This window comes from Deltaproteobacteria bacterium (assembly GCA_026388545.1).
GTDB lineage: Bacteria > Desulfobacterota > Syntrophia > Syntrophales > UBA2185 > JAPLJS01.
The window spans coordinates 1-14,170 of the sequence record JAPLJS010000094.1; the positions used below are offsets into that span (position 1 = coordinate 1).

The window sequence follows — 14,170 nt, forward strand, 5'->3', positions numbered from 1 at the left end:
AGGAACGACCTTGGCGGATATCTGCAATCTGAGATTACCGAAGAAAAGCTGACAAATGCACTGAAGACATTCAATACCATCAGGGGGCATCTGAAGAGACTTTACGAATTGAAAGCTGAAAACCCCGGGATAATCACCGGCAGCGATCTGTATGCCGTTGTCAAAGCGTCCATGATCATGGACAGGAGTCATCTTCTGGAGGTTCTTCCCACAGTTGTTAATGAATTGGAAAAGAAAAGGGAGAGTGCGGCATCATTTCAGGGTAAGCGTATCATCCTGGCCGGTGGCGTGTGCACCCACCCCGATATCTATCGGATCATCGAAGAAGCCGGGGGAGTCGTTGTTTGGGATGATTTCTGCACCGGGACGCGTTATTTTGATAGATCTGTTATGAATGATTCCGATCCCATCACCGTTATTGCGGAACGCTTCATGAAGAGACCCGTCTGCCCTGCAAAGCATGCCGGAATCTTCACCCGGGGTGAAAATCTCGTGAAGATTGTTAAGGAGAAAGATGCACGGGGTGTCGTATTCGTTTTCCTCAAATTCTGCGATCCCCATGCCTTTGATTATCCCTACATGAAAGAGCTTCTCGATAGGGAGGGAATTCCCAGCATGGCGCTCGATGTGGAAGATCAGCTCCCCTCTGAGAGCCAGTTACAGACAAGATTTGAGACATTCATTGAGATGTTGTGATTGTTTCCATAAAGAACAAAAGAGAAAATGTGACGCCCATGAATAGAATGCCGGAGATCATGCTCTTCTTACTCGCAAAGATCAAGAAATTCATCCTTCATTTCAAAAAGAAAAAGAAGATGAAAGAGATCATGACGGTCTATTACATGGAGGCCAAGAGCGCCCGCGTCGGCGGGAGGAAAGTCGCATGGATTACGAGCGGAGGCCCCGTCGAACCGCTCATCGCCATGAATGTGATCCCTGTATACCCGGAGAACCACGGTGCGATGATCGGTGCAAGCAAAATGGGGGCAGACCTCTGCGAAAAGTCGGAATCTATGGGATATTCAAGCGACCTTTGTTCCTATGCCCGCACCGATATCGCTTGCGCCACGGTAAACGGCGGCCCGATTGGCGGTCTGCCCCGTCCCGATATGCTTATCTGCTGCAACAACATCTGCGGAACCGTTCTGAAGTGGTATGAAGTTCAGGCCCGCTACTTTAATGTCCCTCTCTTTATTTTAGATACGCCCTTCTGTCACATGGGATATGCGGAAGAGGCCAGACGATACGTCCGCAGGCAGCTCGACGAATATGTCCTTTTCCTGGAAAAGGCATGCGGGAGCAAAATGGATCACGACCGCCTTAAGGCCGTGGGAAAACTTTCCCTTGAAGGGCAGAGGCTCTGGCAAGCCGTTCTGGATACGACAACGAACAGGCCCGCGCCCATGACAACGTTTGACGCCTTTTTCCATCTGGCGCTGATAGTTTCACTGAGAGGGACACCGATTGTAATCGATTACTATACACAGCTTCTTGAAAAAATGAAGGACCGGGTGGCAAGAGGGATCGGGGCCATTCCTCATGAAAAGTACAGGCTCCTCTGGGACAACATCCCTATTTGGCACCGGACACGCTGGCTCTCCGAAAAACTGGCGTCCCACAACGCATGCCTCGTGGCGGATACCTATACTTCAGCATGGTGCCGTTCAATGAAATATATTGACGAGAATAACTTCTTCGAATCCATGGCCGAGGCATATACACGCATTTACCTCAATATCGGCGTGGATGAGATGGCCGGTATCGTGATCGAAATGGTTGACAAGTATAAGGTTGACGGCATCGTGATGCACTCGAACCGGAGCTGCAAGCCTTACTCTCTTGGCCAGTACGATATAAAGAAGATCGTAGAGAGGGAAAGAGAGATTCCCTGTCTGATAATTGAAGCGGATATGGTGGATGCGCGGAGTTTCTCCGAAAGCCAGGTATCCACCCGCATTGATGCGTTTATGGAGATTATCAGGCAGAGAAAGGGTGATTAGGCAGCTCATGATGATTACAGCAGGTATTGATATCGGGTCCATTACAACGAAAGCGGCAGTCATCGCCGATGGAAAGATCCTTGGAACACGGGTAATCTTTACCGGGTACAATACTGAAACGGCCGGAGGAAGGGTGTATGAGGAACTCCTCAGAGATCTTTGTCTTGAGAAAACGGCAGTGAGGCGGGTGATCTCCACGGGATACGGAAGGAACAGTGTGAAGTTTGTTAATAAGGCAATGACGGAGATCATCTGCCACGGAACGGGCGCCCATTATTTAAATCCACTCATCCGTTCCATAATTGATATCGGCGGGCAGGACAGCAAAGCCATCGTCCTCGATGAAAAGGGGAAAGTGAAAAACTTTGCGATGAACGACAAATGTGCCGCCGGAACGGGCCGTTTTCTGGAAGTAATGGCAAGGGCGCTGGAAGTGGACCTTGATGGATTTGGCGACCTCTCCCTGAAGGCCGATGAACCCTCAAGGATCAGCAGCCTTTGCACGGTCTTTGCAGAATCGGAAGTCATCTCGCTCATCTCTAAGGGTGAACGGCGAGAGAACATAATTGCCGGCATACACGAATCCATAGCCGCACGGGTATCGTCCATGGCGAACCGTGTGGGTATTGTGCCTCCGCTTGTAATGACAGGCGGCGTGGCAAAGAATGCCGGTGTCGTGAAGGCGCTCGAAAAAAAGCTCGGAATCGCTGTCGAGGTTTCGAACTACGCACAGGTGAACGGGGCTATCGGCGCCGCCGTCCTGGCGATGAGTCTAAAATGATCAAGGGCGATGAAGCATCAGCCCAGTTTGAATGCTTCAACAAGAGCATCCATATGTTCCCCCTTCCTGATGAGGCGTATACCCGTAAATCCCGCCCGTGAAAGACCTGTCCTGATTTCCTCAAAGGTATAGGTTCCGCCGCTTGACGTTCCCAGAAGCATATTGACGGCGAAAATTGCACCGTCTTTCGGATAGATCCGATCGGGCTCCATAACGTGGTCACGAATAACAATTCGTCCTCCCCGGTTAAGAGAACGGAAAATCTTTTTGTAGAGGTCCTCATTCTGTTCAAGGCTATTTTGGTGGATGATTGCAGAAACAAACGCCAGGTCATGTCCGGGTGGAAATTCATCATGATAAAAATCGCCGGGAACCAGAGTTACACGGGTAAGCATGCCCGCCTTGTCGAGACGCTCGCGGGCCATTTCAATAACTTCGGGTTGATCAAATAAAGTGGCTCTCATTTCAGGGCCAGCGTGCAGGAAAGCAATGGTGTACGTCCCTGAGGCGCCGCCCACGTCAAGCAGGACCTTTGCTGAGCCCGGATTAACCGTTGCCACAATATCCCGGACTCGCGGTTCCGCAACTACATGCATAGCACCGATGAATGCGCGCATTTCATCGGCATTTCGGGGAGGATTAAAAGTATCTTCCGACTCCTTTATCCTTTTTACTACATCTGTAAAATGAGACCATCTGCGCCAGAGATGGGCTACATGGAGAACCATGGGGAGAACCGAACCGGGCTCATTCTCAGAAAGAAACGGGATAAGGGATGGTGAACATCGATAGGTTTCATTTTGTTTGACAAGAAGACCCATAGCAGTAAGGGCGTCCAGGAGAATGGTTAAGGCGCGCAGATCAGCTCCGATTCTGCTTGAGACCTCTTGAGCGGACAAAGGCGACTGACTGAGAATGCTAAAAATGTTTAATTCGGCGCCGGTAAGCAGAATGCGGCTCTCCATGAAATTCCGGGCCAATCTCAAGATTTCCTCCGGACTATTATAGCTCATTATTAATACTCCTTATGATTATTTGGAATGACGTCACTTTTTGATTATCTTTTTATGAGAATGACGATAATCTTTAAAACATCCCTTTTTTGAATATAAAATTTTGCATAACACCAACAACTATTCGGTACCGTTCAGTCATCAGAATTGCAGTTATCGGATTGAAAGAGCGTAACGATTTAACTCAACCACTGGTGCGGACAATGCCCCTTGGATTTGTTTGTTTCGGACAAAAATGCACAGCTAGCTTATCATACCATGAAATGGATCACCCCTTCTTGTGCTTGATAAATGTTCCATTGCTATACTCCTCGAAGGCGATCTCCAATTCTTGTTTTGTGTTCATCACGATAGGGCCTCGCCATGCAACAGGTTCGCCAATGGGCTTGCCTGATATGAGCAGAAAGCGAACAGATTCATTTTCAGTCGAAATCACTATGTGTTCTCCGTCATGGAACAGGACAAGATTTTCATTGTAGAGGAGCGTGTCCTTTTGTTCGCTGAACCATGCCTTGCCCCCAATAATGTAGGCAAAGACCGTGTGACCCCGTTTGGTCGGATGAATAAACTCTGCCCCCCGAGACACGGTAATATCAAGGTATTCCGGATCGATTATGATGTCTCGGACAGGCCCGCGAGCCCCCTTGACCTCACCGCAAATGACCTTGATCGTTACGCCGCTGCCCATAGAGATTTCCGGTATCTGGTTGCTCTTCACGTCACGATAGCGAGGGTTCATCATCTTGTGAGAGGCCGGGAGATTGGCCCATAATTGGAATCCCCCCATCTGACCTGCCTCATCCCCTTTCGGCATTTCCTGATGGATGATACCACTGCCGGCGGTCATCCATTGGACATCTCCGGAGGCGATCACGCCTTTGTTTTCCATGCTATCCCCATGTTCGACACTTCCATGAAGGACATACGTGATTGTCTCGATTCCGCGATGCGGATGCCAGGGGAACCCCTTGATATAATACAGTGGATCCGTTGAACGAAAATCGTCGAGAAGGAGGAACGGATCGAATGTAGTTGCCTCCGCGAATACTCGCTCCAAGCGGACACCCGCTCCTTCAATGGTGGGTTTGCTCTTGATAACCTTACGGATTTTCCTAATCTTTTCCATTTTGATTCTCCTTGACTCTTTTCCCTCCTATGTCCTTTCCCCGGCAACGAGTCGTATCTGAAGACTTATATGATTATAGACCAGGTCATACCCAGGGTCCTTCGCAGACCGTTTCCGTGAGTTTTCGTCTATCGTTCGGTGATTCGCGCTCCTGGAGGTAATCGGGCAGGTCTTCCTTGTTCCCTGGTATGCCTATGGCTGCCATGGCCTCAACCGTGAAACCATCAGGGATGTTCAGGGAAGACTGGGCAAGTTCGTAATCGAACCCTTGCATGCCGTGGACAACATAACCCCTGAGGTTCCCCTGCAGGGCCAGATTCTCCCATGCCGCACCGGCATCATAGGAGTGGGTCCGCGACGGCTGTCCGTTGTCAAAGGTGTTTTTCGAAACGATGAGGAGGAGTACGGAAGAATTCTTGGCCCAAATCTTATTGGAATCGGTAAGCAAGTTGAAGAAGAGAGGCCACTGTTCCTTGTTCCGTCTGGCATATAGGATGCGCCATGGTTGATTGTTGTTGGATGACGGTGCCCATCTTGCCGCTTCAAACAGGGACATAAGCTCTGTTTCGGGAATTTCCTCGCCCGACATGGCACGCGGTGACCAGCGATCAAGAAAGATATTATCAATCGGGTGATCAGCTTTACGTATCTCGCTTCCTTTGATTATAAGCATGGTTAAATCCTCATCGATTCATTATAAAATTAGAAATGTCCTCTATCTTTAAAAATATGTAGTGACCAGCTGTGAATGTCTAAACTCCAGATCTTCAATTTACAGCCATCATTATACCGAGAAAACTTGGATAACTTTCATCACCTCCAAGTTATTAATAACAGGAAGAGTGCAAGAGACCAGTAACTATAGAATCTTTAGGACCCCGTTTAGTATGAATAAACACAGATTATAGACTGCTATACTACACTCCATCCCGCAGCTTGCCAGCCTTATCTTCGAGCCACAAGAAGCGGCATAATTGCGAATATTCCAAGCATAACATAATAGACTGTTCCCGACACGGGATCTCGATTTGCGAGGTACTCACTTATCGATATACCCCGAAGCCATAAAACAAGCGTAAATTCTGCCACCATCAGTAGACCAAAAGCGACCAACCCCATACCAAGACGCTTAGAAGGGCCGGACGGCAAGTCGAGATATCGAACTGTCCAATGTGCCGCAACAATGGTAATCACCAGCATGAAGGGCGCTTCCATCAGTTCGGCTATTCTCGTGCCGAAATATGGTACGACCCATAATACGCGAATGGTTCCAAACACGAACCCTGCTCCGAATACGAGTGCAAAATACAATGCACCAGCTTTCAGAATCTGCATGACTGCTTCCTTACACTGCAGTATTTTCGCTTGTAATATAACACAAACGATAAAAACTAAAAATGCGAGATTTCAGGAAGACATCCTCGTTACGTATAGCAATACGAAATGCTGGATGGATAGGTTGAATTGGAAAACAACATTTCCAGGAAGAAAGAGATTATTAAGAAGCAATAAAAGGGGGATCGTATTTGTGATCTCTCATCTTTTTCCGTTTCATGGATATCTTTTTAACTCCTCTTCCTTCCGCAACACCCGCAGGCCGCCTTCGGCCAGGGCCGACATCTCATCTTCGCCGGGATAGATAAATACAGGTGCAATGAACTGAGTCCGCTCCTTGATCCAGCCCGTCAGCATCTCGGAGTTGGCCAAACCCCCTGTCAGTATTATTCCATCAATCTTCCCTTTCATGACAACGCTCATGCCACCGATCTCCTTGGCAACCTGATAAGCCATGGCCTCATATACCAGTTTTGCCGTTTCGTCTCCCGCCCTGATCATCTCTTCTACCTTCCGAACATCCGTCGTACCCAGATAAGCCGAAAGGCCGCCTTGGCCCACAAGTCGGTCAAGCATCTGCTTTTTATCAAGCTTCCCCGAAAAAGCGAGGTCAAGCAGGCCTGTTGTGGGGAGAGAACCGGCCCTCTCCGGTGTGAAAGGACCTTCCCCAAGTCCATGATTGCAGTCAATGACCCGACCCTTTTGATGGGCGCCGATAGTGATGCCCCCGCCCAAGTGAGCTACGATGAGGTTCATTGCCTCGTATTTATTCCCTAGTTCACTGGCAAGTCGTCTTGCCGCCATCTTCTGGTTCAGGGTATGAAAGGCGCTCTTCCTTTCAATTTCGGGAAGACCGGATATCCTGGCTAAAGGCTGGAACTCATCTGTGCTTGGCGGATCGATCACGATAGCAGGCATCCCGTATCTCATGGATAAATCAAGAGCAATGGCCGGTCCCAGGGCCGAGGGGTGTTTACCGAATTTTCCCTTCAGAAGGTCCTTGCACATGGCGTCATCAATTTTGTAAGCACCCGCGGGCAATGGCCTGCCAAGGCCTCCACGGCTGACGATCATGACCACTTTTTCTAAACCGATCCCGTTTTTCTTTAAAAATTTGAGGAGGTCATCCTTGCGGAGAGGAAGCTGCTCATTAAGAGAAGAATAAGGAGCCAGGTCTTCACTGCTATACCGGATTGTTTCGAGAACCATGGGCACGTTTCCATTGAACCAGGCGACCTTTGTTGAAGTAGAGCCTACGTTGATAACGAGCAGATGAGGTTCGTTATGCATCGTTTCCTCCCTTTCTACATATCAAGGCTGCCAGTGCAATCTCTGCCATCCTGCTTTCATCGGAGACAAAAGGCAGATTCAGGATCACAGGATGTGACGCTCCCATGATTGCGCCTGCCATCTGCATCTTTCCGAAGAAAACGAGGGATTCAGCCAGGAGATGGCCCGTATCGATTTCAGGGACAAGGTATATATCGACATTCCCGGTCACAACGCTCTGAAGTCCTTTTCTTGCTGCCGCAATCTGGCTCAGGGCACAGTCTATGTCGAGAGGTCCTTCGACAATGGCTTTTCCGAACTGTTTCCTTTCCGACATCTTGGAGAGGATCGCCGCATCCAGTGTCGAGGGAATTCTTAGGTTTATCTGCTCGATGGCGGCGAGCGCCGCTACCTTAGGCGTATCGATTCCCAGGATATCCGCGAGCCGGAGGGCATTTTCAAGGATCAGTTGTTTTTCGTCAATGGTCGGATTATTGTTGATGAAGGTATCAGTCACGAGGATCAGCTTTTCTTGTTTCGGCAACTGAAAGAGTGAAATGTAGCTCACAAGCTTCCTCTTCCGGAGGCCGTTTTTTGCATCAAGGATGGCATCAATAAACGCCTGGTGGGCAACGTTGCCCTGCATAAAAATATCAGCGTGGCCTTCCCTGATAAGCCTTATCGCCCTGTTGAGGACCCTGCCCGGGTCTTTCTCGTCAATGATCTCATATTCCAGTGATGCCAGCAGAGTTCCCCTGATCATTGTTTCTATCGCTTTGCCATCACCGACCATACAGGGAATGATGAGGCCGGCGCCCGCCGCCTTGCCGAGGAGATCCATGTCCCTTTTCTCCACAAAAGAAACCACCAGTTTCTTTGCGTCCCCTTCCTGCGCAGCTTCAAGGATCTCTTTGAATGATCTCAGCATCTCACTTCACCTCCCCTTTCATCCTATCCGACACGACGACACACATAGCAAGCTGCTCAACAATGTTATCGCTGAAGTCGGATCGGGCAGGGATACAGACCGGTCCCCTGGAGGTTGCAACAAGGGAGCAGCGGGTTACATCCAAGAAGAAATCGAGCTTGCAGATGATGTTACCAGTATCGAGGCAGGGAAAGAGAAGGATGTGTGGCATCTTCTCCATATTCACGTTGCTATGATCGGCCAGGCGGTTTTTCCTACCAAGAAAGATATCAGTGAAGGAAGTTGCATCAATAATCTCACAATCCCCGAAATCCCCCGAGGCAGCGGCTTCTCTGAGCAATTCGTAATCCCGGTAGGAAACAAGCGTACCGCCGATCTCTCTCTGGCCGGAAAGGACAGCGATCTTAGGTTTCGGATACCCCAGAAGACGATAGACAAAAATGGCGTTCTTGAGGATCTCGGCCTTCGTCTTGAAATCCGGTTTGATATTGACACCGGTATCCGTAAAGGCGACCAGGTGGTGGAGTCCCGGAACCTCCCAGAAGGTGACCACGCTCACGGTCATACCCGAACCCGCTTTCCCCTCTTCCCTGATGATTGAGCGGTAGATGTAAGAGGTGGGAATCTGCCCTTTGCTTGCGATATCCAGCTCCCCAGAAAAAAGCATGCTGATCCCGAGATCAGCAATTGCCTGCCGATCATCACTGATAATCTTTTCAAATCCACCGATATCGAATTCGACCTTTTCTGCTACCCGTCCCATTTTTTCTGCATTACCGATGAGAACGGGTTCGATATACCCCATCTGCCAGCTCCTCTTCACCGCAAGCATGAACTCCTCATCTTCAGGGGCAAGAACGGCTAACTTCTTAGGGCCTTTTTCCCTTGCAATCCTTGAAAAATCATCCAGTGATCTAATCATCAAACATACCTCAAAAATGATCTGCCCTGATACTTTTTACCACATTTCAAGTTAGAGTTCTTCGATTTTTTTGGTGATTACCGAGTTTAAGTGTAGTACGGGTTGTCTGAATCAGAAAATCAACAGTACAGAAGCAAATGCTGAATCCACCAAGCTGCAAATTCAAACCAATAGAAAAGTTAAGATTATCACTTGATAATGTACAACGAATGAGTTTACATATGCTCATACCATTAGTCCCATTATTCATTGGGGAAGTAAAATGATTTTTTTAGAGAAATTACGTGCTACTCTTAGATTAAGAACATTTGGCTTTTTTAAGATACCCCTTATCTTCTATGTCTCACCTTTTATTGAAGAGTTTAATAATGAGCGTATTGTGGTGAGAATTCCCCTTAAACGTCACACACGAAACCACCTTAAATCCATGTATTTCGGTGTATTAGCAACTGGTGCTGACTGCGCTGGTGGGCTTATGGCCATGCGATTGATTCAAGAAAGCGGCCAGAAAGTGTCGCTTCTCTTTAAGGATTTCAAGGCTGAATTTTTGAAACGAGCGGAAGGGGATGTCTTGTTTACCTGTGAAGATGGTTCAGCTATTCGTGCCCTTGTTGATAAAGCTTTGACATCCGATGATCGTGTCAATCTTACAGTCCATGTAACGGCAACGGTTCCCTCCCTATTGGGATCGGAGCCTGTGGCCTTATTCGAGTTAACCTTATCATTAAAAAAGAGAATTTAGACTATTATTGGTTTTTGAGACAGGGCTAAGACAGCGGACATCCCTACTCCCAGTAGCCCCTCTCAGGCAGAAAACCTTGGCTGTCGAGAGCTTTCCCCGTGGCCGATAGAATCTCCCGGGGGAGGCGGACCCCGGCGTGGAGGAGCGGTCCGGGACGGCTTGCCGCATTGGGGCCGTAGGCAAGGAAATGATCAATGGCCTTGTTGGCATTTGTGAAGGCATTTCCATGGGTCAGGGGCTGGACGATTGCGAAGATCTTTCCGATCACCGTGCTGAGCCGTCCGGAAGTCTCTCCGGCGGCCTTGAAATCACCTTTTTCAAGATTTTCGATAACAGATCGGAGCTCCCGGGGAAAGGAATTGGCCGTACTGAGGAGAAAACCGTCATAAGGCCCCCCGGCCTCCCTCAACCAGCGTGCATAATCCCCTTCGGCGCCACGAACGAGAAAGACGCCACCCTTGTCGACGGAAGAGGAGGCGATCCGGTCGTTACCGCTGGAGTCCTTGAAAAAGATCAGATTCGGGTATTTCTCCGTAAGACGGGCGAATGTTTCCGGCGCCGCCTCATTTTCCGTTACCTGGGGAAGCTGGTAAAGGGCCGTGGGCAGGGACATATCCAGAATTTCCGAGAGTCCCGAATCGATTTCCGCCTGCGATAGTGCCTTGCCGCGGGGTGGACAGATTGTAATGCCGCAGATGTGATGAGGGCTCATTACCGGGTCTGCCCCCTTATTTTCTAGTAAATGAAATACGTTGCGTCCCTTCATGGCCGAAAGCGTCCCCTTCACGCCCCCTACATCCGGCCTGAGAAGTCCGATGAGAAGATGAATATCCTTGTTCCGCGTATGGGCCACAGCGAATTCGGCTACCTGCAGCGTTTCTTCCTCCGTGAGTTCCCAGCCGTCCCCCGTTGAACCGGGGATCAGGAAGCCCTTCACCCAAGGGGAAATATATGCGAAGTGGGACTCCATGCGGTTAAAATCAATCGTCTTATCATCCCTGTAATGGGTGAGAAGTGGGCACCAGAGCCGGGGGATGCCGTCAGGAAACATGGTCTGGACCAGGCTTATTCTCTCCATTTGTCGGTCATTCATGAAAATATCTCCTGGTTAAGTTTCTTAATCAATTCCCGTATCCATTTGAAATGTTTGAGTCGAGTAAACCGGTTTCTCCCGATACGTCAGGTTGATGTTTGCTTTCTCAATTTGTCGCTTGGTGTCCCGGCGGTGCCACAATCTTTCAACCTTGCATCCGTAGGCCCCATCCCCTCACAGGGCTGGACGACCATATCATAATTATCGCGGAAATAACATCATTGATAACTGATTGAAATACTGCATTTTCGTTGAGGTTGACGATTTGTTGCTTTCAGAAAGACATATGGTCGAAGACACCCCCTACACCTGTTGAATCTTGAATATGCTCATGAACGTCTTCTCCCAGATTAGTGAACCTTCTGATCGCCCGGATCAATTACCTTCACGGTCCCGAATTTATCTTCATACTGTTTCAGGTTTATCGTCAGGGCTTCGATCACTCTCTTAACATTGCTCGGACTTAGTATTATTCTTGAAACCAGGTGAGGCCCATTGGGTGAGTTCAAAAGCCAATCAAGCATGAACTCGTCCGGGCTATGTGATACCAGCATCAAATTGCTGTATCTGCCTCTCGATATTTCATCAGCGGTATTAATCTGGATCTGCTGGGGTTGCTGCGGATCAGGTTTGTCTGACATATTGTTCTCCTCCTTATGCGTTAGAAAATAGTTTTTTCAACATCCAGAATACGCTGCCTCAACGCATCTGGTATGGGCGCCTTTTTATTTTCACGATAATTAAAGGCTACCACGACAGCATCACCTTCGGCGGCTACCTTCTGATGCCTCGTGCTGACCGCAAGATGATTCATCGTAAATCGGTCTTCCTCGATATTTGTCACTTTAGCACCAATGAGCACTTTGTCGGGATATGTCAAAGGCATCCTGAATCGACAACTTGTGGCAGCCAGAATGGGGCCAATCGTTGTTCTTTTCATGAGATCCAGAACATCCAATTTTTCATAGTAGACAATCCTGGCGTTTTCAAAATATCTGAAATAGACAACATTGTTTACATGCTGGAAAGCATCCATCTCTCCCCATACCACCGGGATTTCGATGACTACAGGATACCCATCGATAGAATTGCCCATTATCTGTCCCCTTTTCAAAAGCGTTATAGCGGTTTTAGAATGCGAACCCGCAGACCTTTTACAACAGATTTTGTAGCTTCACGATAGGTCTTCATGTGATGAGTCTTGAGATGATCCGTTAAGGCTTGGATATCTGTCCATCGCTCAATTATGGTTACAACATTTTGACTTACTGGTTCCTGGACAGGGATATCAGTGACAACATCGGTTGCAGGGCCGTATTCAAGACAACCGATTTCAGCACGTACATCAGGAATAACTTTTTTCAATTCTCTGAGATACTCGCCCCGTTTTCCTTCAGCCAACTCTACAGTGGCAATTACATAAATCATGATGCCGCTCCTTTCTGATATGTTTGATAAGTTCCTGCTTGCTGATGATACCTTTCTTTTCAAGGAGGCTGACCAGTGCTTCTGATTGAATAGCTTCGGACATGAGCAGTTCCTTTAGGATACGAGTTCTTTGGGATCGAGTTTTTCGGCCATATGCCATTCCAATACACTATATGTCCACTTATTCAGATAACTTTTACTATATCAGGCGCATGCCTTTCAGAAGCAGGAGGTATACCAGCCGGATAACCGACAATAATGGGCGACACTATTTGACAATCCACGGGCACTCCGATGTCATCAAGGATTTTACGGTCACGGATATGCGCCCCTAATCCTATCCAGCAGGTGCCCAATCCTCTTGATGTAGCTGAGAACATGAAGTAGGCAACCGTCAGGGCGCAGTCCACATCGAGCGAATGAACATCTTCAGGACCGATAAAGTAAACAAGGGTGGGTGCATTGTAAAAAACATTGAACTGCTCGTCACGCAGATAGGATTCATAGTTTTTCAGAGGTGAGTCAGGATTTTGTTCAAGATCGGAAAGGAGATTCCCCTTACTTTCATCAGAGAGATTTCTGATGTAATCACGGTTCTGAACAATGATAAACCGGCATGGCTGGCCGTTCATCGCTGTCGGGGCAAGACAGGTATCCTGGATGATTTCTTTTATTATTGATAAAGGCACATCCTTGTTCTGGAAATCCCTGATGGAACGCCTGTTTGTTAAGAGTGTCTTAAAATCCATGTTTATTCTCCTTTGCTGCTATGTGAACGACGGTTTATTTCCGATCTTGTCAAGTATCGTTCCTACCTTTATACCCCGTTTATGGGCGTTTAATAGTGCTTTTGCGATGGGCGTAGATGTGAAGGAGTATGCCTGGACGAGGATTTCAGATTTGGCTTTGACGATCTGACTGATTATTGCTTCTGTGCAGCCGCCCCGAGGGGAGAAGTAGACCTGTGTCGGCGTTTTGTTCAGGATGAGGTCGGTCGCGTGGGATGTTTGATATAACGGGAAGATAATAAAGTTGAAAGAAATAATGATCCATAGGATTCTCTTTTTCATGGTAGGGCTCCTGAGTGGAATAATGATGACTATATTATACGGGATTCGATGGAAAATATCAAGACAGATAGGAATACAAACGAATGATTACATTGAAGAGATTTTATTGACTTCTTTATTAAATTGTGAATTTCGGATGATTGAATTATATAGCAGCTTTCTAATAAGCGTCATTCTGTAGCGGAGTTGCAGAATGACGCTTGAAGAACTAAGCCGCGTGTCGCAACCTATGGCGATTCAATCATATCTTCTTTGTTTTTTCTATCGACAAGCAGGTGAGCAAGGAGCCTTGTTGCCCCTTTTGTGCCGATACTGGCCACTCATGGGTGCCAACATCTTTATAGATAGGCCTACGGATGACCGGGATGTATAGGAATAAGTGATTTTTGGCAATAGTGGGGTATGGCGAAACAGAATGCTCTTTTCGCAGGAAACTGGCGACATGGGTTTTTGATTGCGAGCG

18 protein-coding genes are annotated in these 14,170 nt (G+C 48.0%); 4 read left to right on the forward strand and 14 right to left on the reverse strand.

From position 1 onward, the window contains the following. From NTW12_11120 to NTW12_11130, 3 genes are all read left to right on the forward strand, one after another. On the forward strand, window positions 1–696 hold a 696-nt coding region (locus tag NTW12_11120; GenBank protein ID MCX5846887.1), incomplete at its 5' end, for a 2-hydroxyacyl-CoA dehydratase family protein. Next, entirely contained in the window at window positions 693–2,000 is a 1,308-nt protein-coding gene (locus NTW12_11125) for a 2-hydroxyacyl-CoA dehydratase (protein ID MCX5846888.1), read from the forward strand. The genes NTW12_11120 and NTW12_11125, both read left to right, overlap by 4 nt. 10 nt (window positions 2,001–2,010) lie before the next feature. Continuing rightward, window positions 2,011–2,781, forward strand: coding sequence for an acyl-CoA dehydratase activase (locus NTW12_11130; GenBank protein MCX5846889.1), 771 nt, complete (start codon window positions 2,011–2,013; stop codon window positions 2,779–2,781). A gap of 17 nt (window positions 2,782–2,798) precedes the next feature. Here NTW12_11130 and NTW12_11135 read toward each other — a convergent pair whose 3' ends face one another. From NTW12_11135 to NTW12_11165, 7 genes are all read right to left on the reverse strand, one after another. Continuing rightward, a complete protein-coding gene (locus NTW12_11135; protein MCX5846890.1) occupies window positions 2,799–3,794 on the reverse strand; it encodes a methyltransferase in 996 nt (331 codons plus the stop codon). Between the two features lie 268 nt (window positions 3,795–4,062). Next, entirely contained in the window at window positions 4,063–4,920 is an 858-nt protein-coding gene (locus tag NTW12_11140) for a pirin family protein (GenBank protein MCX5846891.1), read from the reverse strand. An 85-nt stretch (window positions 4,921–5,005) separates the two neighbouring features. After that, complete coding sequence (locus NTW12_11145) at window positions 5,006–5,593, reverse strand: nitroreductase family protein (protein MCX5846892.1); 588 nt, start codon at window positions 5,591–5,593, stop codon at window positions 5,006–5,008. 272 nt (window positions 5,594–5,865) lie between these two features. Beyond that, the gene (locus NTW12_11150) at window positions 5,866–6,198 is read right to left on the reverse strand and encodes a hypothetical protein (protein MCX5846893.1); all 333 of its coding nucleotides are present in this window, start codon (window positions 6,196–6,198) and stop codon (window positions 5,866–5,868) included. A gap of 273 nt (window positions 6,199–6,471) precedes the next feature. Next, window positions 6,472–7,545, reverse strand: a complete 1,074-nt coding sequence (buk, locus tag NTW12_11155; GenBank protein ID MCX5846894.1) for a butyrate kinase — start codon at window positions 7,543–7,545, stop codon at window positions 6,472–6,474. After that, window positions 7,538–8,452 (reverse strand): phosphate acyltransferase, encoded by a 915-nt coding sequence (locus NTW12_11160; GenBank protein MCX5846895.1) that lies wholly within the window; start codon window positions 8,450–8,452, stop codon window positions 7,538–7,540. Before NTW12_11160 ends, buk begins: the two co-directional genes overlap by 8 nt. A 1-nt stretch (window position 8,453) precedes the next feature. Further along, the gene (locus NTW12_11165) at window positions 8,454–9,374 is read right to left on the reverse strand and encodes a phosphate acyltransferase (GenBank protein MCX5846896.1); all 921 of its coding nucleotides are present in this window, start codon (window positions 9,372–9,374) and stop codon (window positions 8,454–8,456) included. 262 nt (window positions 9,375–9,636) lie between these two features. Here NTW12_11165 and NTW12_11170 point away from each other — a divergent pair, with 262 nt between their 5' ends. Further along, window positions 9,637–10,116: a DUF4442 domain-containing protein gene (locus NTW12_11170; GenBank protein ID MCX5846897.1), complete on the forward strand. Its 480-nt coding sequence runs from the start codon at window positions 9,637–9,639 to the stop codon at window positions 10,114–10,116. A gap of 43 nt (window positions 10,117–10,159) precedes the next feature. On the opposite strand, the gene NTW12_11175 is transcribed toward NTW12_11170, so the two are convergent. From NTW12_11175 to NTW12_11205, 7 genes are all read right to left on the reverse strand, one after another. Further along, the gene (locus NTW12_11175) at window positions 10,160–11,209 is read right to left on the reverse strand and encodes a dihydrodipicolinate synthase family protein (protein ID MCX5846898.1); all 1,050 of its coding nucleotides are present in this window, start codon (window positions 11,207–11,209) and stop codon (window positions 10,160–10,162) included. Between the two features lie 350 nt (window positions 11,210–11,559). Beyond that, window positions 11,560–11,850, reverse strand: a complete 291-nt coding sequence (locus NTW12_11180) for a DUF3467 domain-containing protein (protein MCX5846899.1) — start codon at window positions 11,848–11,850, stop codon at window positions 11,560–11,562. A 20-nt stretch (window positions 11,851–11,870) separates the two neighbouring features. After that, entirely contained in the window at window positions 11,871–12,305 is a 435-nt protein-coding gene (locus NTW12_11185) for a thioesterase family protein (protein ID MCX5846900.1), read from the reverse strand. Between the two features lie 23 nt (window positions 12,306–12,328). Next, a complete protein-coding gene (locus NTW12_11190; protein ID MCX5846901.1) occupies window positions 12,329–12,637 on the reverse strand; it encodes a putative quinol monooxygenase in 309 nt (102 codons plus the stop codon). Between the two features lie 185 nt (window positions 12,638–12,822). Next, on the reverse strand, window positions 12,823–13,386 hold the full coding sequence (locus NTW12_11195; protein MCX5846902.1) for a nitroreductase family protein: 564 nt from the start codon (window positions 13,384–13,386) through the stop codon (window positions 12,823–12,825). Between the two features lie 18 nt (window positions 13,387–13,404). Beyond that, complete coding sequence (locus NTW12_11200; protein MCX5846903.1) at window positions 13,405–13,707, reverse strand: phospholipase D-like domain-containing protein; 303 nt, start codon at window positions 13,705–13,707, stop codon at window positions 13,405–13,407. Window positions 13,708–13,948: 241 nt separating this feature from the next. Continuing rightward, a partial coding sequence (locus tag NTW12_11205; GenBank protein MCX5846904.1) for a hypothetical protein occupies window positions 13,949–14,170 on the reverse strand: 222 nt, incomplete at its 5' end.